Here is a 16,841-nt window from a genome sequence, read left to right on the forward strand (position 1 = left end):
CCCCCCCCCCCCCCCCCCCCCCCCCCCCCCCCCCCCTCCCCCCCCCCCCTTTTTTTTCCCGGGGGGGGGGGGGGGGCCGCCCCGGCGATGGGCTGCAGAGCAGCCCCTTACAAAGCATCTTATCTCTTCAGCGAGCCAGCAAGAACAATGCCTGCCCCCAGCCGACCATGGTCCAGACCACGCGCAGGTGTTTCACACGGTGAGGCACGCTATACTGCCGCGCCTTTTGCGTCGGCCATGCTGCCGGCGCGCCTTTGCAAGGCGTTTCGACACGCTGGTCGGCACCGTCGAGCGTCTATATGAATGTTCCCGTCTTTAAGAGGAGCGCGCTGCATGACCGTGATCAAGCAAGACGACCTGATTCAGAGCGTCGCCGACGCCCTGCAATTCATCTCGTACTACCACCCCGTCGATTTCATCCAGGCCATGCACGAGGCCTATCTGCGTGAAGAGTCGCCTGCTGCACGCGATTCCATCGCCCAGATCCTGATCAACTCGCGCATGTGCGCCACCGGCCACCGCCCGATCTGCCAGGACACCGGTATCGTCACCGTGTTCGTCCGTGTCGGCATGGACGTACGCTGGGACGGCGCCACCCTGAGCGTCGACGACATGATCAACGAGGGTGTGCGTCGCGCCTACAACCTGCCTGAAAACGTCCTGCGCGCCTCGATCCTGGCCGACCCGGCCGGTGCCCGCAAGAACACCAAGGACAACACCCCGGCAGTGATCCACTACTCCATCGTCCCCGGCGACAAGGTCGAGGTCGATGTCGCAGCCAAGGGCGGCGGCTCGGAGAACAAGTCGAAGATGGCCATGCTCAACCCGTCCGACTCGATCGTCGACTGGGTGCTGAAGACCGTGCCGACCATGGGCGCCGGCTGGTGCCCGCCTGGCATGCTCGGCATCGGCATCGGCGGTACTGCCGAGAAGGCTGCGGTCATGGCCAAGGAAGTGTTGATGGAGTCCATCGACATCCACGAACTGAAAGCCCGTGGCCCGCAGAACCGCCTGGAAGAAATCCGCCTGGAGCTGTTCGAGAAGGTCAACCAGCTGGGCATCGGCGCCCAGGGCCTGGGTGGCCTGACCACCGTGCTCGATGTGAAGATCATGGACTACCCGACCCACGCCGCTTCGCTGCCGGTGTGCATGATCCCCAACTGCGCCGCCACCCGCCACGCCCACTTCGTGCTCGATGGCTCCGGCCCGGCCGAGCTGGAAGCGCCGTCGCTGGACGCCTACCCGGAAATCGTCTGGGAAGCCGGCCCGAGCGCTCGCCGGGTCAACCTCGATGCCATCACACCGGAAGAAGTCGCCAGCTGGAAGCCGGGCGAAACCATCCTGCTCAACGGCAAGATGCTGACCGGTCGCGATGCCGCGCACAAGCGCATGGTCGAGATGCTCAACCGCGGTGAAGAACTGCCGGTCGACCTCAAAGGCCGCTTCATCTACTACGTCGGCCCGGTCGACCCGGTCGGTGACGAAGTGGTAGGCCCAGCCGGCCCGACCACCGCCACCCGCATGGACAAGTTCACCCGCCAGATCCTCGAGCAGACCGGCCTGCTGGGCATGATCGGCAAGTCCGAACGTGGCCCGACCGCGATCGAAGCGATCAAGGACAACAAGGCCGTGTACCTGATGGCCGTCGGCGGCGCTGCCTATCTGGTGGCCCAGGCCATTCGCAAGTCGAAGGTTTTGGCCTTCGCCGAGCTGGGCATGGAAGCGATCTACGAGTTCGAGGTCAAGGACATGCCGGTGACCGTCGCGGTCGACAGCAACGGTGAGTCGGTGCACATCACTGGCCCTGCCCTGTGGCAGAGCAAGATTGCCCAGAGCCTGGCAGTTGAAGTGAAGTAAGCCTGAGGTAACTGCGGCGCCTGCTTCGCGGGCTCGCCCGCTCCCACAAGGGATCGCACCCCCTGTGGGAGCGGGCAAGCCCGCGAAGAGGCCGGCACTGCCCTCACAAGACTCTGTCAAACTGCTCCGGCCAGTCCCTGCGGGTAAACACCTGCCCTTCCCGCCTCACCCGCCGCACCTCTTCCAGATCCACCTCGCACACCAGCCACTGGCTGCTCAGCGGGCTCAGCTCGTCACTCATCGCCACCACCCCGTCCCCCGGCATCCCATGATCCGGCGGCACGAACAACCCTGCCCGGCCGATATTCTCGTCCAGCGCCGGCGACCACGGCGCCAGCCCCACAGTGGGGCTCTGCAACACGGCAATCTGGTTCTCCAGCGCCCGCGCCTGGGCGCCAATGCGCACCCGGTGGTAACCCGCCTCGGTGTCGGTACAGCTGGGTGCCAGGATCAGCTCGGCACCCGCCTCGGCCAGATGCCGGGCCAGCATCGGGAATTCATTGTCGTAGCAGATCAGGATGCCCAGGCGCCCCAACTCGGTGTCGAACACTTGCAGCCCCTGGCCTGCGGCGATGTCCCACTGCTCGCGCTCGAAGCGGGTCATCATCAGTTTGTCCTGATAACCCAGCACACCCTTCGGGCCAAACAGCCAGGCCCGGTTGCGATAGCGGCCATCGCTGTCGAGCACCGGCAGGCTCCCCGGTTGCAAATAGACTCCCCAACGCCGGGCAATACGCTCGCACAGTGCCAGCCATGGCTCGATCAGCGGCTGGATGCCGGCAATCGAGGCCTTCAGGTCACCGCGCTGCTCGCCACTCAGCTGGCCGCTGAGCACCAGCCCGGCGTACTCCGGCAACAGCAGCAGGCGCGCCCCCGCCTCCACTGCCTCGGCGCACAGGCCTTGCAGGTGATCGGCGTAGGCCTCCCAGGTTTCATGCAGCTCGATGGCGTACTGGCAGGCCGCCAGGCGGATCATATCGGCAGTTCCTTGAGCCAGAACGACATCAGCTTGTCGGAGCTTTGCGCTTCGTCCAGATCGCGCCAGGCGTAGCGGGTGCGCAGCGACGGGTCATGCAGGAAGCCGCGGTTACGCCAGAAGCCGTGCAAGGGCTTGTAATCGGCAGGCCGCATTGGGTGCACGCCTGGCCGCTCGACCGCGCAGAACGCGCAGTAATCGAACTCGGCCAGTTTGTGTGCGTAGGATTCGCGCTCGATGAAAAAGCGCACACCCAGGCCCTGGCCCCGGTATTCGGGCAGTACCACCGACTCGCCGAAATAGTACACGCTGGCCGGGTCGCGCCCCTGGGCCAGGAACGGCTGCTGGAATTCGTGGGCGACGTCTACCAGCGGCAGGCCGGTGGAGGCACCGACCACCTTGCCGTCGTCGAGCGCCAGCACCACCAGGCTGCGCCCGGAGCGGGCATAGGTGGCTAGGTAGTCGGCTTCGTACTCCGGGGTGCCGTCGTACAGGTAAGGAAACTCGCGGAACACGGTAAGGCGCAGGCGAGCGAGGTCATCGATGTAAGGCGCGATAGCGGCGCCGTGCAACAGGCGGATTTCCATGCTTGGCGGTCGTTTTGTCGATGTGGATGACGCGCTCGGCTAAGCCGGGCTTGAGGGGAAACCCTATCATCCGGGGCAACGACCCGCCTTTTCCCTACACGACAGGTATTGTTCCATGACCGCTACCGAACTGGTGAATGCTTACTACGCCGCCTTCAACGCAGGCGACATGCCGGCCTTTCTCGCCTTGCTCAGCGAAGATGTGATCCACGACATCAACCAGGGCGAACGGCAGATGGGCAAGGCCCGGTTTGCTGCATTCATGGACAAGATGAACCGCTGCTACCGCGAGCGCCTGGCCGACATCGTGGTGATGCAGAACGCCGACGGCAGCCGCGCGGCAGCGGAGTTCACCGTGCATGGCGAATACCTGGCCGATGACGAAGGTTTGCCGGCGGCCAACGGGCAGACCTACGTGCTGCCGGCGGGGGCGTTCTTCTACATCCACTGCGGCAAGATTGCCCGGGTGACCAACTACTACAACCTCAATGACTGGGTCGAGCAGGTAGGTTGAGCCTGGCAGGGGTGTATTGCCTGTACCGACCTCTTCGCGGGTAAACCCGCTCCCACAGGGTCGGCACAAATTCCAAAACCTGTGCAATCCCTGTGGGAGCGGGTTTACCCGCGAAGAGGCCCGGTCAGGAGATGCGGGTGCCTAGCACCTTGAGGAAGGCCGCCAGCCACGCCGGGTGCGCCGGCCAGGCCGGGGCGGTCACCAGGTTGCCGTGCACATGCGCCTGGTCCACCGCGATATCGATGAACGTCCCGCCCGCCAGGCGCACCTCCGGCGCGCATGCCGGGTACGCGCTGCATTCACGCCCTTCCAGCACACCGGCCGCTGCCAGCAGCTGGGCACCATGGCACACCGCCGCAATCGGCTTGCCGGCCTGGTCGAACGCCCGCACCAGCTCCAGCACCCGCTCATCCAGGCGCAGGTACTCCGGGGCACGGCCACCGGGGATCAGCAGCGCGTCATAACCCTCGGCACGCACCCGCACGAAATCGTAGTTCAGGGCAAAATTGTGCCCAGGCTTTTCGCTGTAGGTCTGCTCGCCCTCGAAATCATGAATCGCGGTACGCACCGTCTGCCCGGCGAGCTTCTCCGGGCAAACCGCATGCACCGTGTGGCCGACCATGCTCAGCGCCTGGAACGGCACCATGGCTTCGTAATCTTCAACGTAGTCGCCGACCAACATGAGAATTTTCTTAGCCGTCATCGCACCCACTCCTTCGCTTGCCTAGAGACAGTCAGTGCACGATAGCCGGTCTCAGTCACGACGGTCGAGCAGGTTCACCACCAAGCGGTCCAGCCAGCCCCACACGCGCTGCTTCACCCGACGCCACAGCGGCCGGGAATGCCAATGGCCGAGGTCGACCACCTCGCTCAAGGCGAAATCACGCTCGAAGCTGGCCTGTACCGCGGCCGTCAGCGGCGGGTCGAGCGCTTCGATGTTGGCCTCGAGGTTGAAGCGCAGGTTCCAGTGATCGAAGTTGCACGAGCCGATACTGACCCAGTCGTCGATCAGCACCATCTTCAGGTGCAGGAAACACGGCTGGTACTCGTAGATGCGCACACCGGCACGTAGCAGACGCGGGTAATAGCGGTGCCCGGCGTAACGGACCGAAGGGTGGTCGGTGCGTGGCCCGGTCAGCAGCAGGCGCACATCGACGCCCTTGCCGGCAGCCCGACGCAACGAGCGACGCACGCTCCAGGTCGGCAGAAAGTAAGGAGTGGCCAGCCACACCCGCTGCTTGCCGCTGTTGATCGCGCGCACCAGCGAATGCAGGATGTCCTGGTGCTGGCGGGCGTCGGCATAGGCCACCCGGCCCATGCCCTGCCCTTGCGCAGGGACCTTGGGCAGGCGCGGCAGGCCGAAGCCTTCGGCAGGGCGCCAGGCGGTGCGGCGGTTGTTGGCGTGCCACTGGCGGTCGAACAGCAATTGCCAGTCGCTGACCACCGGCCCCTGCATCTGCACCATCACCTCGTGCCATTCACTGCTCGCCTCGCCCGGCGTCCAGAACTCGTCGGTGACGCCCGTGCCGCCGACTGCTGCCCAGCGCTCATCCACCAGCAGCAGCTTGCGGTGGTCGCGGTACAGGTTGCGCAGGCCACGCTTCCAGCGCAGGCGGTTATACCAGCGCAGGTACACACCTGCGTCCAGCAGGCGCTGACGCAACTGGCTGTTGAACGCCAGCGAGCCATAGTCGTCGAACAGGCAGCGCACCCGCACGCCGCGTCGGGCCGCCTGCTCCAGCGCCTCGACCACGGCATCGGCACAATCGCCGGCCTCGACCAGGTACAGCTCCAGGTCCACCTGAAACTCGGCGCGCATGATCGCCAGGAGCATGCGCGGAAAGAATTCGGGGCCGTCGATCAGCAGTTCGAACTGGTTGCCGTCCCGCCAGGGAAAGACCGGCCCTGGCATGTCAGCGGGCGGTGAAGATCAGCACCGCGCTAACCGGCACTGACGGGTTGATGGAGGTGAGCCCGGCGAACTTGCGCAGCCGTTGCAGCCCCGGCAGCAGGCCGAAATCCTCGGCGCGCAGCACCAGCGGCTCGAGGGTTACCACCTGGAAGCGCCGCTCGTCCAGGCGGGTGGCCAGGAGCAAGGCGTTGTAGCTGTGGGACTGGCCATGCAGGGTCACGGTCAGCGGTAGGCGCAACTCGATCTGGGCACCGTTGGCCAGGTCGTTGATCGGCTGCAGGTCCAGTTGCGCCTGGACTTTGGCCTCGGCGAAGCGCTCGACCTCGAACAGGTCCTCGCGCATGCGCTCGTCACGCAGCGGGATGCCGCTGCTCACCGAGTCCATTTCAATGCTCAGCCCGGCCCGGCCCTTGCGGTCAACCGTGCCATGCAGCACCAGAAAGCGGTGCACTTCGGCGGTGTTGCCGTTCTTGCCGGTAATGAACGACAGGCGTGACGACTCGCCATCGAGGTGCCAGTTGGCGTGGGCGGGCAGGCATAAAGCCAGCAACAGGGCGGGCAGCAGGCGGGGCAACTTGAACATGACAGATCTCGTGAAACCAGGCCGCCAACCTTACCCGCCCGCTTTCACGGCAGCAAGCGGCAGCCCTCGCGCGGGCCCTGCCAGGCTGCCTGGTTGCGCCGCCCCAGCCCTTGCGCGGTGACCTGGCGCTGCTGAAGGTCTTCCTCCAGCAGGCTCAGCGGCAACCATTGCTTCACATAGCCCTGGCAGTACGCCGCTTCGAAGCCCATGACGAAACGGCACGAACAATATTCCTTGGCCGAGTAGGCCGAAAGGATGCCGGGGAAGTCGGCCAGGGCCTGGCGCTCGTGCCAGAGTAAGTACGGCAGCCCCAGCAAAAGCAGCAGCGCCAGCCGTTTCATGCGCCTTCCCCGGCCAGCACCGCCAGCACCCGCCTGAGCAGTTCGTCGTGCTGGTAGCTGCCGTCACGGTCATCGGCGTAACGCACGATCACCAGCTTTTGCCTGGGCAGCACGTACAGCGCCTGGCCCCAATGGCCAAGGGCGGCGTAGGTGTCCGCAGGCGCGCTCGGCCAGGGCCGTGGGCTATTCGCCAGCGGCTGGTTGAGCCACCAGTGGCCGCCAGGGTTGGCCTCGCCGGGCAGCGCCTGGGCCTGGGTAAAGGCTGTGCGATTGAACGCCACCCAGGCCTTGGGCAGCAGTTGCCGGCCCTGCCAGCGGCCGTCACGCTGCATCAGCAGGCCGACGCGAGCCAGGTCGCGGGCGCTGAGGTACAGATAGGAAGAGCCTACGTAGGTACCCGCCCGGTCACGCTCCCATACCGCGCTGTCGATGCCCAACGGGGTGAACAGTGCAGCCCAGGGGTAGTCGGCGTACTGGCCGGCATCGAGCATGCCGCGCAACGCGGCGGCCAACAGGTTGCTGTCACCGCTGGAATAGAGAAACCGCTGGCCAGGGCTGGCCGCGGTACCACGCGCCGCCGTGTAGGCGGCCATGTCCTCGCGGCCACGGGTGTACAGCATGGCCACCACCGAGGACTTGAGCGGGGCGTACTCGTAGTCTTCCTGCCAGTCCAGGCCGCTGGCCCAGTGCAGCAGGTCGGCCATGCGCACATCCGGGTGCCCGCGCATGGGTGGATAGAAGCGGCTGACCGGGTCCTCGAGCTGGAAGCGTCGCTCGCCGTGGGCAACACCCAGCAACGTGGCGAGTACGCTTTTGCTAATCGACCAGGTGAGGTGCGCGGTGGCGGCGCTGGTGGGGGCTGTGTAGCGCTCGTGAAGGATGCGGCCATCGCGGATGATCAGCAGGGCGTCGGTGCGGATACCGCTGCGTTCGGGGGTGCTGCGCGCAGGGAAGGCGTAGGCGTCGACGGTTTGCCAGTCGAGCGGGGTGTTGTCGGTTGCCCAGTCGGGTTGCGGCCAGTCCTCTGCCCAGGCGCAGCCCGTAACCATCGCCAGTGTCAGCAGGAGCGCCTTCATCATGTCCGCCTTTTTTGGGGCTGCTCTGCAGCCCATCGCCGGCAAGCCAGCTCCCACAGGTACTGCACAAGGCTTGAGGTCGATGCTGTTGATGTGGGAGCAACTGTCTCGATCAATTTCCAAAAACTGGCGCGATCCCTGTGGGAGCGGCCGTGGCCGCGAACACCGGCGCAGCCGGTGCCATCCCTCGCGTCGCCTGCTTCGCGGGTGAACCCGCTCCCACATGGGGCTGCGTATGCCTCGGGCTTACGCTGAAACCTGCGGCTTTAGCCGCGAACACCGGCGCAGCCGGTGCCCACCACATCGTCTGCTTCGCGGGCTTGCCCGCTCCCACATGGGCTGCGTATGCCTCGGGCTTGCGCTGAAACCTGTGGGAGCTGGCTTGCCGGCGATGGGCCGCAAAGCGGCCCCAAGATTCATGGAATCACACAAGCCTGACAGGCATTCATGACAATCCCGCAGCAGCCCAGGCCTTGTTCAGCCGCTTGTCCCGCGCCGCTGCCGCCAGCGCCATCACGCCCTGGTCACGCTGCCAGATCTGCGCCCACTGCACCGGCCCCGCCGCCAGTGCGGCCTCGATCTCCCCCCGCAGCGCCTGGAACTGGGCAAACAACCCACCCAGCAACAAATGGCAGCCAACGCTATCGGCACACTGCCGGCTGCCTTCGGCACACCCGGCCAACAGCCCAAGCAACTGCAGGCGCAAGGCCTGCGGCCAGGCGCATTCCTGCCCCACGCCATACAGCCACGCCGTCAACGCGGCAAGCACATACAAGTCCTCCAGCGAGCGGAACGGCTTCACATAGGCATCCCAGCCATCACCGGCCAGCAACTCGCATGCGGCCTGCTCCAGCACCAGCCGCCCATGGCCCACCTCGGGCATCAGCGGCAGGGTCGGCAGCGCTTCCAGGGTCACCCCTGGCTCGCCGGGGTAGACCACTGCCAGGCTCAACTGCGGCGCCGCGCCGGCCGCCTCGCTGCGCGCCGCCACCAGCAGCCATTCCGCCTCCAGGCCGGCGGTGACGAAATCCTTGCTGCCGGTCAGCCGCAAGCCGTCCAGGCGTGTGCGCATGTCCGCCGGGCGCACGCTGCGCCGCTCGGTGGCACACAAGGCACCGAGGCTCGGCGGGGCACTGGGCCACAGCACCCGCAAGGCCGCCTGGTAGCCAAGCAGAAACGCCAGGCCCGGGGTCGGCATGGCGCGCCCGCCGAGCACCGCCAGTTCGAACGGCGCAACCGGGCCAAGGCGCTCACGCAGCGCGGCATAGGTCTCGCCCAGGGTGCCCGCCAGCGCTTGGCGCAGCGGGTCGTTGAGTCGTTGCAACCAGGCCATCGGTCGGCTCCTTGCTGAAAGCTTTTCAGTGAAGGCTCAGGGGGTGTCACGCAAGCATCACCAAAGATTCACAGGGGTGACACCCCGTCTACCTAGGCTGACTTTGCACAACAAAGCCGACCGGCCGCAACCCTTCATGGCTGGCTTATGGAGACTCGTAATGACTCGGATCGCTCACGCTGGCGACAACAGCACCGAACGCCGTCTGCAAGCCGAACGCCTGATTGGCGCGGCGGCCCTGCAAGAAGCCCAGGCCTTGCGCTACAAAGTGTTCAGCGCCGAATTCAAGGCCAGGCTCAAAGGTGCCGAGCAGGGCCTGGACATGGACGACTACGACGTGCACTGCCGCCACATCGGCGTACGCGACCTGAGCACCGGCGAACTGGTGGCCACCACCCGCCTGCTCGACCACCAGGCCGCCAGCAGCCTGGGCCGCTTCTATAGCGAAGAAGAATTCAGCTTGCACGGTCTGCGGCAGCTGCAGGGGCCGATCCTCGAGTTGGGCCGCACCTGCGTGGCAGCCGACTACCGTAACGGCGGCACCATCGCGGTGCTCTGGGGCGAACTGGCCGAAGTGCTCAACGAAGGCCGCTACAGCTACCTGATGGGCTGCGCCAGCATTCCCATGCAGGATGGCGGGGTGCAGGCGCACGCGGTGATGCAGCGCCTGCGCGAGCGTTACCTGTGCACCGAGCACCTGCGTGCCGAACCGAAGAACCCGCTGCCCAAGCTGGCCCTGCCAGGCAACGTCATCGCCGAAATGCCACCGCTGCTCAAGGCCTACATGCGCCTGGGCGCGAAAATTTGCGGCGAGCCGTGCTGGGACGAAGACTTCCAGGTGGCCGATGTGTTCATCCTGCTCAAGCGCGACGAGCTGTGCCCGCGCTACGCCCGCCACTTCAAGGCAGCGGTCTGATGCCGAAGCTGCGGGTACTGGCCCGCCTGCTGCGATTGTTGCTGGTATTGCTGCTGGGCATGTTGATGGCCAGCGTGATCGCCGTAGGCGATCGCCTGGGGGTCAAGGCGCCGCTCGAACGCCGCCAGCGCTGGACGTGCCTGTTCATGCAGCGCCTGGTCGCCGCCCTGCCCTTCGATGTGCGGGTGGTCGGCGCGCTGCCCCAGCGGCCGATGCTGTGGGTCAGCAACCACGTGTCCTGGACCGATATCCCGCTGCTTGGCATGCTGTCGCCGCTGTCGTTCCTGTCCAAGGCAGAAGTGCGCCACTGGCCGCTGGCCGGCTGGCTGGCGGAAAAAGCCGGCACGCTGTTCATTCGCCGCGGCGGTGGCGACAGTCAGCGCCTGCGCGAGCAGATTGCCGGGCGCCTGGGCCTGGCCCATCCACTGCTGATCTTCCCCGAAGGCACCACGACCAGCGGGCGCAGCCTGCGCACCTTCCACGGCCGCCTGCTGGCGGGCGCCATCGAGCGTGGCGTGGCGGTGCAGCCGGTGGCCATCCAGTACTTGCGCGATGGCCAGATCGACCCGATTGCGCCATTCGTCGGTGACGACGACCTGGTGTCGCACCTGCTGCGCCTGTTCGCCCTGCCACGGGGTCAGGTGCGCATTCACCTGCTGCAACCGATCGGCAGCGTCGGCAAGGAGCGAGCGGTGCTGGCGTTGCAGGCGCAGCAGGCCATTCACCTGGCGTTGTTCGGGGTAGAGGAGATCGCAATGGCGCCACGGCGGCAGGCGCGGGCAGCCTGAAGCCCGGTGTTGCCAGTACCGGCCTCTTCGCGGGCTTGCCCGCTCCCACAGGATATGCGCGCCCCCCGTGGGAGCGGGCAAGCCCGCGAAGAAGCCAGCGCAGAACTAACTGTCAGACATCCGCCCCACTGCCGCAAACGCCTGCAACTGCGGATAGAACTCACGAAAATCCGCCAACAGCGGCTCATAAAGCCGCTCCAGCTCGCCCATCACCCCAACCATCCCCTCCGGCCGCGACAAGCGCCGGGCGATGCCGTTGAACACCTGCTCCAGGGTGGCGAAGTCGCCATACGCACCCAGCCAGTCATCCGCCGCCATGAACGGCGCAATCCGCGCCAAGCGCCCCGGCAAGTCAGGCTCCGCCAACAACACCCGATAAAAATCCCCGGTGAATTGCGCCAGCGGCCGCTCGGCATAATCCGGCCAGTGCCGCGCCAGGCAATGGTCGAAGAACACATCCAGAACGATCCCGGCAAAACGTCGCCGCTCGCGCGGAAAGCGCGCCAGTGCGGCTAGCACCAACGGGTGCTGGTCGGTATAGCTGTCGATCTGCCGATGCAGCCGGATAGCCGCCTCCAGCGCAGGCGGAAAGCGCCCTTCCAGCGAGCCTTTGACGAAATCGCCATACAGGCTGCCAAGCAGTTGTTGCGGCGCCGGGCCGCCCAGGTGCAGGTGTGCGAGGTAGTTCATCGGCGCAGTCTAACACCACCAGCCGGTATATCGTTATAACGCGATATAGCGATTCGCACTGAGCTCAGAACCTCTTGGTATTGGTATATCGGTAAACCACGATTTACATTTCGTTCCATCGCGATATACCGCTACAACGAGCCTCAACCCATGCCTCTCGATCTCGACGAAATCATGAAAGCGCTGGCCCACCCGGTCAGGCGAGAAATCCTCAGCTGGCTGAAGGACCCGGCAGCGCAGTTCCCCGACCAGTACCACAGCACCGAGAACGGTGTCTGTGCCGGGCAGATCGACCAACGCTGCGGCCTGTCGCAGTCGACCGTCTCCGCCCACCTGGCCACCCTGCAGCGCGCCGGGCTGATCAACAGCCAGAAGATCGGCCAATGGCACTTTTTCAAACGCAACGAAGCCACCATCCAGGCATTCATCGAACAGTTGCGCCAAACACTCTGAACAGGCAGGTATCCGTCATGACCACGCTTTTCGATCCGATCACCCTGGGCGACCTGCAACTGCCCAACCGCATCATCATGGCCCCACTCACCCGCTGCCGGGCCGACGAAGGTCGCGTGCCCAATGCGCTGATGGCCGAGTACTACGTGCAGCGCGCCAGCGCCGGGCTGATTCTCAGCGAGGCGACCTCGGTCAGCCCAATGGGCGTCGGCTACCCCGACACCCCAGGCATCTGGAACGACCAGCAGGTGCGCGGCTGGCACAACGTCACCCAGGCCGTGCACGGCGCTGGCGGGCGCATTTTCCTGCAACTGTGGCACGTTGGCCGTATCTCCCACCCCAGCTACCTCAAGGGTGAGCTGCCAGTAGCGCCCAGCGCGATCCAGGCCAAAGGCCATGTCAGCCTGGTGCGCCCGCTGAGCGATTACCCGACCCCGCGTGCCTTGGAAACCGAAGAAATCGCCGACATCGTCGAGGCCTACCGCAGCGGTGCCGAGAACGCCAAGGCGGCCGGCTTCGACGGCGTGGAGATCCACGGCGCCAACGGCTACCTGCTGGACCAGTTTCTGCAAAGCAGCACCAACCAGCGCACCGACCGCTACGGCGGCTCGCTGGAGAACCGTGCGCGCCTGCTGCTGGAAGTGACCGATGCGGCCATCGAGGTGTGGGGCGCGAACCGTGTTGGCGTGCACCTGGCGCCACGTGCCGATGCGCATGACATGGGCGATGCCGACCGCGCCGCCACCTTTACCTATGTGGCCCGCGAGCTGGGCAAACGAGGCATTGCCTTCATCTGCTCGCGCGAACGCGAGGCCGATGACAGCATCGGGCCATTGATCAAGGAGGCGTTCGGCGGCCCGTACATCGTCAACGAACGGTTCGACAAGGCCAGTGCCAACGCGGCGCTGGCCAGTGGCAAGGCGGATGCGGTGGCGTTTGGCGTACCGTTCATCGCCAACCCTGATCTGCCGGCACGGCTGGCGGCGGATGCACCATTGAACGAGGCTCGGCCAGAGACTTTCTATGGCAAGGGGCCGGTCGGGTACATCGATTACCCGCGGTTGTGATCAGCGGCCATTCGCGGGCACGCCCGCTCCCACAGGGTCGGCACAGTCTTCAAGCTTGTCGCTGTACTTGTGGGAGCGGGCAAACCCGCGAAAAAGCCTCAGCGGATTTCAGGGCCGGGCGTTGATCTGCTGCTGCAGGTTCTGCACCTGGCTCTGCAGGGTATTCAGGTTGCGCGTGGTCTGCGCCCGGAAGGCGTCGAACTCCTGCACCGAAGCACCGCTGGACGCTGCCGCAGCCGGGCGGTTGTCGAGCTGGCTCTTGAGCACCAGGATGTCCTGCTCCAGGTCCTGAATGGCCGCGCTCGGGTTGCCCTGCTTCTTCAGCGCCGCCACCTCGCTGCCCAGGCTCTTGAGTTGCCCGTCCAGTTTGGCGCCATCCACCTGCGCGGCCTTCAGTGCGGCAACCTGCTCGCTCAGGCCCTTGAACTGGCTATCCAGCTTGCCGCCATCGACCTGGCCCGAGCGCAACGCCGCCAGCTCGCCATTCACCTGCTTCAATTGCGCCTGCAACTGGCTTTGCAGCTCGGTCACCGCCTTCTGCTGGGTACGGGTATCGGCCAACACCTGCTCCAGGCGCTTGCCCAGGTCGCCGGTCTGCCCGGCCACGCCCTGCTGCAACTGGCGCAGCTGCAGTTTCAGTGCCTCGCTGCTGGTAGTGACGCCAGACTCGCTGGCCGCCACCTTGCCGCTGATCGCCTGCAGGCGCCCGGCCGCCTCTTCGCTGATACGGGCGAAGCTTTCCTGGGTGGCCACCAGCTGCTGCTCCATCAGCGAGATCTGCTGGAAACTCCACCAGCCAAGGCCCGCCAAAGCGATGAACGAAGCCCCGAGCAATGCCCACAGCGGCGCCGTGCTGGCACCACGGACGGCCTTCTGGCGGCTGCGCACCACGTGCGCCGGCATCAGTTCGTCATCGTCGTGGGTACCTGCCCGCAGGGTAGGCACATCATCGTAGTCATCGTGAGCATGGTTACGCATGGATACATTCAACCGCGGTAGTCGCAAAGAGGCACGAGTATAAACCGCCAGCGCGGCGCATTGATGACCATTGTCGGCCCGGCGGTATCACTGCCCGGGCGGCTGGTGCTTCCACCAGCCACAGAATTCATCCAGCGCCGTCCACAGGCTGACCTTGGGCTGGTAGTCCAGGTACTGCCGGGCGCGGCTGATATCCAGGGTGAAATCGCGGCTCATCACCTGCATGCCCAGGCGCGACAGGGTCGGCTGCGGGCGCCCCGGCCACAACAGGCACGCCGCCTCGTTCAGCGCGGCCAGGCTGTAGGCCAGGCCGTAGGACCGGTAACGCGTCACCTGCGGCAGCTGCATCTGGCGCATCACGTAGTTGACCACGTCCCACAGCGGCAGCGGCTGGCCGTTGCTGATGTTGTAGGCCTGGCCCAGCGCCCGGTCGTCGGCGAGCAGAGCACTGAGCAGCGCTTCGTTGAGGTTGTGCACGCTGGTGAAATCGACTTTGTTCAGGCCGTTGCCGATGATCGCCACGCGGCCCTTGCGCTGCATCTGCATCAGCCGCGGAAAGATGCTGGCATCGCCGGCGCCAGTGACGAAAAGCGGGCGCAGCGCCAGCACCTCGAGGCCGAACTCCTGGGCGCCGAAGACTTTCTGCTCGGCCAGGTGCTTGGTCTGCCCGTAGTGGTCGTGGAAGCGGCGCGGTACCTGGTCTTCGCGGATGTCCAGGCGTGAGCGGCCATTGAAGTAGATCGACGGCGAGGACAGGTGCACCAGACGTCGCACGTGTTCCTTCAGGCAGCCTTCGACCACGTTCTCGGTGACCACCACATTGCCTTGGTAGAAATCCTGGTAACGCCCCCAGTTGCCCACCGCGCCGGCACAGTGCACCACGGCCTCGACACCCTGGCACAGGCGGCGCGCCAGCTCGGCATCGCCGAGGTCGCCGGGGATGAACTGGGCGCCGCGCCTGACCAGGTGCTCGACCCCTTCGGCGCGGCGGCCGCTGACCCGCACATCCAGGCCCTGCTCCAGGGCAAAGCGCGCAAACCGCCCGCCGATGAAGCCACTCGCGCCGGTGACCAGAATTCGCATGTAAGACTCCGTCTTGCCAGATTTCAGATGCAACTGACGCCAGCCGCCGCTACAAGGGCACCAGCCATTGCCGTGCGGTGTGCCGCAGGTGGTCGGTCAGTTGCGCGAGCAGTTGCCCGCCATTGCGCCAATGATGCCAGTACAGCGGCACATCGATAGGGGTATCGCTGCAGATTTCCACCAATTGGCCGCTGGCCAGTTGCTCGCGGGCCTGCAGTTCCGGCACCAGGCCCCAGCCCAGGCCGGCTTCGGTCATGCGCAGGAAGCCTTCGGACGACGGGCACAGGTGGTGCAGAAAACCGTCCTCGATGCCCAGCGATGCCAGGTAACGGTGCTGCAGGAAGTCGTCCGGGCCGTAGACGATCGCCGGGGTACGGGCCAGCCGACTGGCGGCGAAACCGTGCGGAAAATGCCGCGCCATGAACGCAGGGCTGGCCAGCGCGCGGTAGCGCATGGCGCCCAGCGCCAGGCTGCGCGCCCCGGCCACCGGCCGCTCGCTGCCACACAGGCAGGCCGCCACTTCGCCGGCGCGCATGCGTTTCAGGCCGACCTCCTGGTCTTCCACCACCAGGTCGGTCAGCACCTTCTGTTCGGCGCAGAAGTTGCCCACCGCGCCGGCCCACCAAGTGGCCAGGCTGTCGGCGTTGAGGGCAATGCGCAGGCGCTCCGGCATGCCCTCCTCGTCCAGCGCCGGCACCTGGCGCTGCAGGTCGCGTTCGAGCAGGCGTACCTGCTGCACATGGTTGAGCAACTGGCGCCCGACCTCTGTCGGGCTTGGCGGCGTGGCACGCACCAGCACCGGCTGCCCGACCCGCGCTTCGAGCAGCTTGATGCGCTGGGAAATGGCCGATTGCGAAAGGCCCAGCACCTGCGCCGCGCGTTCGAAGCCACCCTGTTCGATCACCGCAGCAAGGGCGGCCAGCAGCTTGTAGTCGAACATCGATTTCCCTAATGACGGATCAGGCTTATTTGTTTTTCTTATACAGCCTGGTTAAGCAAAATGGCCAGCATCTTTTACGGCAATTCATTTCGGAGGGCACGCCATGTGGCAAAGCTATCTCAACGGCATGCTCGTGGCTTTTGGCCTGATCATGGCCATCGGTGCACAGAACGCTTTCGTCCTCGCCCAGAGCCTGCGCCGCGAGCATCACCTGCCAGTGGCGGCGCTGTGCATCATCTGTGATGCCATCCTGGTCGCGGCCGGGGTGTTCGGCCTGGCCTCGGTGCTGGCGCACAACCCCACCTTGCTGGCGGTGGCGCGTTGGGGCGGCGCGGTGTTCCTGATCTGGTACGGCGCCAAGGCGCTGCGCAGCGCCTGCTCCAGACAAAGCCTGCAGCACCAGCAAGGCCAGGGCATGCGCTCGCGCCGTGCGGTACTGCTCAGCGCCCTGGCAGTGACCCTGCTGAACCCGCATGTTTACCTCGACACGGTGTTGCTGATCGGCTCGCTGGGGGCCCAGCAGACCGAACCGGGGGCCTACGTGGCCGGGGCAGCCAGCGCTTCGTTGCTGTGGTTCTCGACCTTGGCGCTCGGCGCCGCCTGGCTGGCTCCGTGGCTGGCACGCCCGGCGACCTGGCGCATGCTCGACCTGATGGTGGCGGTGATGATGTTCGCGGTGGCGGCCCAGTTGATCTTCAACTGACCGCGAAGCTGGCGACATCCATACACAGGCCGGCGGACATCCGC

19 protein-coding genes are annotated in these 16,841 nt (G+C 65.8%); 7 read left to right on the forward strand and 12 right to left on the reverse strand.

Annotated features, from left to right (window positions below; all coding sequences use genetic code 11):
• Positions 1 to 333 precede the first annotated feature (333 nt).
• Positions 334 to 1,857, forward strand: a complete 1,524-nt coding sequence (locus C6A77_RS19870) for a fumarate hydratase (RefSeq protein WP_112250390.1) — start codon at positions 334 to 336, stop codon at positions 1,855 to 1,857.
• Between the two features lie 103 nt (positions 1,858 to 1,960).
• Here C6A77_RS19870 and C6A77_RS19875 read toward each other — a convergent pair whose 3' ends face one another.
• Positions 1,961 to 2,833 (reverse strand): carbon-nitrogen hydrolase family protein, encoded by an 873-nt coding sequence (locus C6A77_RS19875; RefSeq protein ID WP_114171004.1) that lies wholly within the window; start codon positions 2,831 to 2,833, stop codon positions 1,961 to 1,963.
• Positions 2,830 to 3,420 (reverse strand): GNAT family N-acetyltransferase, encoded by a 591-nt coding sequence (locus tag C6A77_RS19880; protein ID WP_114171005.1) that lies wholly within the window; start codon positions 3,418 to 3,420, stop codon positions 2,830 to 2,832. Before C6A77_RS19880 ends, C6A77_RS19875 begins: the two co-directional genes overlap by 4 nt.
• A 115-nt stretch (positions 3,421 to 3,535) precedes the next feature.
• Here C6A77_RS19880 and C6A77_RS19885 point away from each other — a divergent pair, with 115 nt between their 5' ends.
• Entirely contained in the window at positions 3,536 to 3,934 is a 399-nt protein-coding gene (locus tag C6A77_RS19885) for a nuclear transport factor 2 family protein (RefSeq protein WP_015271666.1), read from the forward strand.
• A 124-nt stretch (positions 3,935 to 4,058) separates the two neighbouring features.
• On the opposite strand, the gene C6A77_RS19890 is transcribed toward C6A77_RS19885, so the two are convergent.
• From C6A77_RS19890 to C6A77_RS19920, 6 genes are all read right to left on the reverse strand, one after another.
• On the reverse strand, positions 4,059 to 4,637 hold the full coding sequence (locus tag C6A77_RS19890; protein WP_114171006.1) for a DJ-1/PfpI family protein: 579 nt from the start codon (positions 4,635 to 4,637) through the stop codon (positions 4,059 to 4,061).
• A 51-nt stretch (positions 4,638 to 4,688) separates the two neighbouring features.
• A complete protein-coding gene (locus tag C6A77_RS19895; RefSeq protein WP_114171007.1) occupies positions 4,689 to 5,846 on the reverse strand; it encodes a phosphatidylserine/phosphatidylglycerophosphate/cardiolipin synthase family protein in 1,158 nt (385 codons plus the stop codon).
• A 1-nt stretch (position 5,847) separates the two neighbouring features.
• Positions 5,848 to 6,429, reverse strand: coding sequence for a YceI family protein (locus C6A77_RS19900; RefSeq protein ID WP_114171008.1), 582 nt, complete (start codon positions 6,427 to 6,429; stop codon positions 5,848 to 5,850).
• Positions 6,430 to 6,473: 44 nt separating this feature from the next.
• Positions 6,474 to 6,770: an amidase gene (locus tag C6A77_RS19905; RefSeq protein WP_114171009.1), complete on the reverse strand. Its 297-nt coding sequence runs from the start codon at positions 6,768 to 6,770 to the stop codon at positions 6,474 to 6,476.
• Positions 6,767 to 7,846, reverse strand: a complete 1,080-nt coding sequence (locus tag C6A77_RS19910; RefSeq protein ID WP_114171010.1) for a serine hydrolase — start codon at positions 7,844 to 7,846, stop codon at positions 6,767 to 6,769. Before C6A77_RS19910 ends, C6A77_RS19905 begins: the two co-directional genes overlap by 4 nt.
• A 445-nt stretch (positions 7,847 to 8,291) precedes the next feature.
• The gene (locus C6A77_RS19920; protein ID WP_114171012.1) at positions 8,292 to 9,179 is read right to left on the reverse strand and encodes an acyl-CoA dehydrogenase; all 888 of its coding nucleotides are present in this window, start codon (positions 9,177 to 9,179) and stop codon (positions 8,292 to 8,294) included.
• 160 nt (positions 9,180 to 9,339) lie between these two features.
• On the opposite strand from C6A77_RS19920, the gene olsB reads away from it, so the two are divergent.
• Entirely contained in the window at positions 9,340 to 10,095 is a 756-nt protein-coding gene (olsB, locus tag C6A77_RS19925; protein WP_114171013.1) for an L-ornithine N(alpha)-acyltransferase, read from the forward strand.
• Complete coding sequence (locus C6A77_RS19930) at positions 10,095 to 10,883, forward strand: lysophospholipid acyltransferase family protein (RefSeq protein ID WP_114171014.1); 789 nt, start codon at positions 10,095 to 10,097, stop codon at positions 10,881 to 10,883. Before olsB ends, C6A77_RS19930 begins: the two co-directional genes overlap by 1 nt.
• 105 nt (positions 10,884 to 10,988) lie before the next feature.
• Here the strand turns inward: C6A77_RS19930 and C6A77_RS19940 are convergent, their stop codons facing one another.
• Positions 10,989 to 11,573, reverse strand: a complete 585-nt coding sequence (locus C6A77_RS19940) for an ACP phosphodiesterase (protein ID WP_114171015.1) — start codon at positions 11,571 to 11,573, stop codon at positions 10,989 to 10,991.
• A gap of 150 nt (positions 11,574 to 11,723) precedes the next feature.
• On the opposite strand from C6A77_RS19940, the gene C6A77_RS19945 reads away from it, so the two are divergent.
• Positions 11,724 to 12,026, forward strand: coding sequence for a helix-turn-helix transcriptional regulator (locus C6A77_RS19945; RefSeq protein ID WP_114171016.1), 303 nt, complete (start codon positions 11,724 to 11,726; stop codon positions 12,024 to 12,026).
• Between the two features lie 17 nt (positions 12,027 to 12,043).
• A complete protein-coding gene (locus C6A77_RS19950; RefSeq protein WP_114171017.1) occupies positions 12,044 to 13,093 on the forward strand; it encodes an alkene reductase in 1,050 nt (349 codons plus the stop codon).
• A 108-nt stretch (positions 13,094 to 13,201) separates the two neighbouring features.
• On the opposite strand, the gene C6A77_RS19955 is transcribed toward C6A77_RS19950, so the two are convergent.
• The 3 genes from C6A77_RS19955 to C6A77_RS19965 all read right to left on the reverse strand — a co-directional run bounded on the left by C6A77_RS19955 (position 13,202) and on the right by C6A77_RS19965 (position 16,094).
• Positions 13,202 to 14,071 carry an ATPase gene (locus C6A77_RS19955; RefSeq protein WP_114171018.1) on the reverse strand — a complete coding sequence of 290 codons (870 nt, stop codon included), beginning with the start codon at positions 14,069 to 14,071 and terminating at the stop codon, positions 13,202 to 13,204.
• A gap of 87 nt (positions 14,072 to 14,158) precedes the next feature.
• A complete protein-coding gene (locus C6A77_RS19960; protein ID WP_114171019.1) occupies positions 14,159 to 15,154 on the reverse strand; it encodes an NAD(P)-dependent oxidoreductase in 996 nt (331 codons plus the stop codon).
• A gap of 49 nt (positions 15,155 to 15,203) precedes the next feature.
• Positions 15,204 to 16,094 (reverse strand): LysR family transcriptional regulator ArgP, encoded by an 891-nt coding sequence (locus C6A77_RS19965; protein WP_114171020.1) that lies wholly within the window; start codon positions 16,092 to 16,094, stop codon positions 15,204 to 15,206.
• A gap of 103 nt (positions 16,095 to 16,197) precedes the next feature.
• Between C6A77_RS19965 and C6A77_RS19970 the strand changes: the two genes are divergently transcribed.
• Positions 16,198 to 16,797: a LysE/ArgO family amino acid transporter gene (locus C6A77_RS19970; protein ID WP_114171021.1), complete on the forward strand. Its 600-nt coding sequence runs from the start codon at positions 16,198 to 16,200 to the stop codon at positions 16,795 to 16,797.
• Positions 16,798 to 16,841: the final 44 nt, after the last annotated feature.

It is taken from the genome of Pseudomonas sp. AFG_SD02_1510_Pfu_092 (assembly GCF_003331055.1).
Lineage (GTDB): Bacteria > Pseudomonadota > Gammaproteobacteria > Pseudomonadales > Pseudomonadaceae > Aquipseudomonas.

Coding starts and splice junctions, on each gene's coding strand:
- C6A77_RS19870 (WP_112250390.1), top strand. CDS start 334: ATGACCGTGATCAAGCAAGACGACCTGATTCAGAGCGTCGCCGACGCC.
- C6A77_RS19875 (WP_114171004.1), bottom strand. CDS start 2,833: ATGATCCGCCTGGCGGCCTGCCAGTACGCCATCGAGCTGCATGAAACC.
- C6A77_RS19880 (WP_114171005.1), bottom strand. CDS start 3,420: ATGGAAATCCGCCTGTTGCACGGCGCCGCTATCGCGCCTTACATCGAT.
- C6A77_RS19885 (WP_015271666.1), top strand. CDS start 3,536: ATGACCGCTACCGAACTGGTGAATGCTTACTACGCCGCCTTCAACGCA.
- C6A77_RS19890 (WP_114171006.1), bottom strand. CDS start 4,637: ATGACGGCTAAGAAAATTCTCATGTTGGTCGGCGACTACGTTGAAGAT.
- C6A77_RS19895 (WP_114171007.1), bottom strand. CDS start 5,846: ATGCCAGGGCCGGTCTTTCCCTGGCGGGACGGCAACCAGTTCGAACTG.
- C6A77_RS19900 (WP_114171008.1), bottom strand. CDS start 6,429: ATGTTCAAGTTGCCCCGCCTGCTGCCCGCCCTGTTGCTGGCTTTATGC.
- C6A77_RS19905 (WP_114171009.1), bottom strand. CDS start 6,770: ATGAAACGGCTGGCGCTGCTGCTTTTGCTGGGGCTGCCGTACTTACTC.
- C6A77_RS19910 (WP_114171010.1), bottom strand. CDS start 7,846: ATGAAGGCGCTCCTGCTGACACTGGCGATGGTTACGGGCTGCGCCTGG.
- C6A77_RS19920 (WP_114171012.1), bottom strand. CDS start 9,179: ATGGCCTGGTTGCAACGACTCAACGACCCGCTGCGCCAAGCGCTGGCG.
- olsB (WP_114171013.1), top strand. CDS start 9,340: ATGACTCGGATCGCTCACGCTGGCGACAACAGCACCGAACGCCGTCTG.
- C6A77_RS19930 (WP_114171014.1), top strand. CDS start 10,095: ATGCCGAAGCTGCGGGTACTGGCCCGCCTGCTGCGATTGTTGCTGGTA.
- C6A77_RS19940 (WP_114171015.1), bottom strand. CDS start 11,573: ATGAACTACCTCGCACACCTGCACCTGGGCGGCCCGGCGCCGCAACAA.
- C6A77_RS19945 (WP_114171016.1), top strand. CDS start 11,724: ATGCCTCTCGATCTCGACGAAATCATGAAAGCGCTGGCCCACCCGGTC.
- C6A77_RS19950 (WP_114171017.1), top strand. CDS start 12,044: ATGACCACGCTTTTCGATCCGATCACCCTGGGCGACCTGCAACTGCCC.
- C6A77_RS19955 (WP_114171018.1), bottom strand. CDS start 14,071: ATGCGTAACCATGCTCACGATGACTACGATGATGTGCCTACCCTGCGG.
- C6A77_RS19960 (WP_114171019.1), bottom strand. CDS start 15,154: ATGCGAATTCTGGTCACCGGCGCGAGTGGCTTCATCGGCGGGCGGTTT.
- C6A77_RS19965 (WP_114171020.1), bottom strand. CDS start 16,094: ATGTTCGACTACAAGCTGCTGGCCGCCCTTGCTGCGGTGATCGAACAG.
- C6A77_RS19970 (WP_114171021.1), top strand. CDS start 16,198: ATGTGGCAAAGCTATCTCAACGGCATGCTCGTGGCTTTTGGCCTGATC.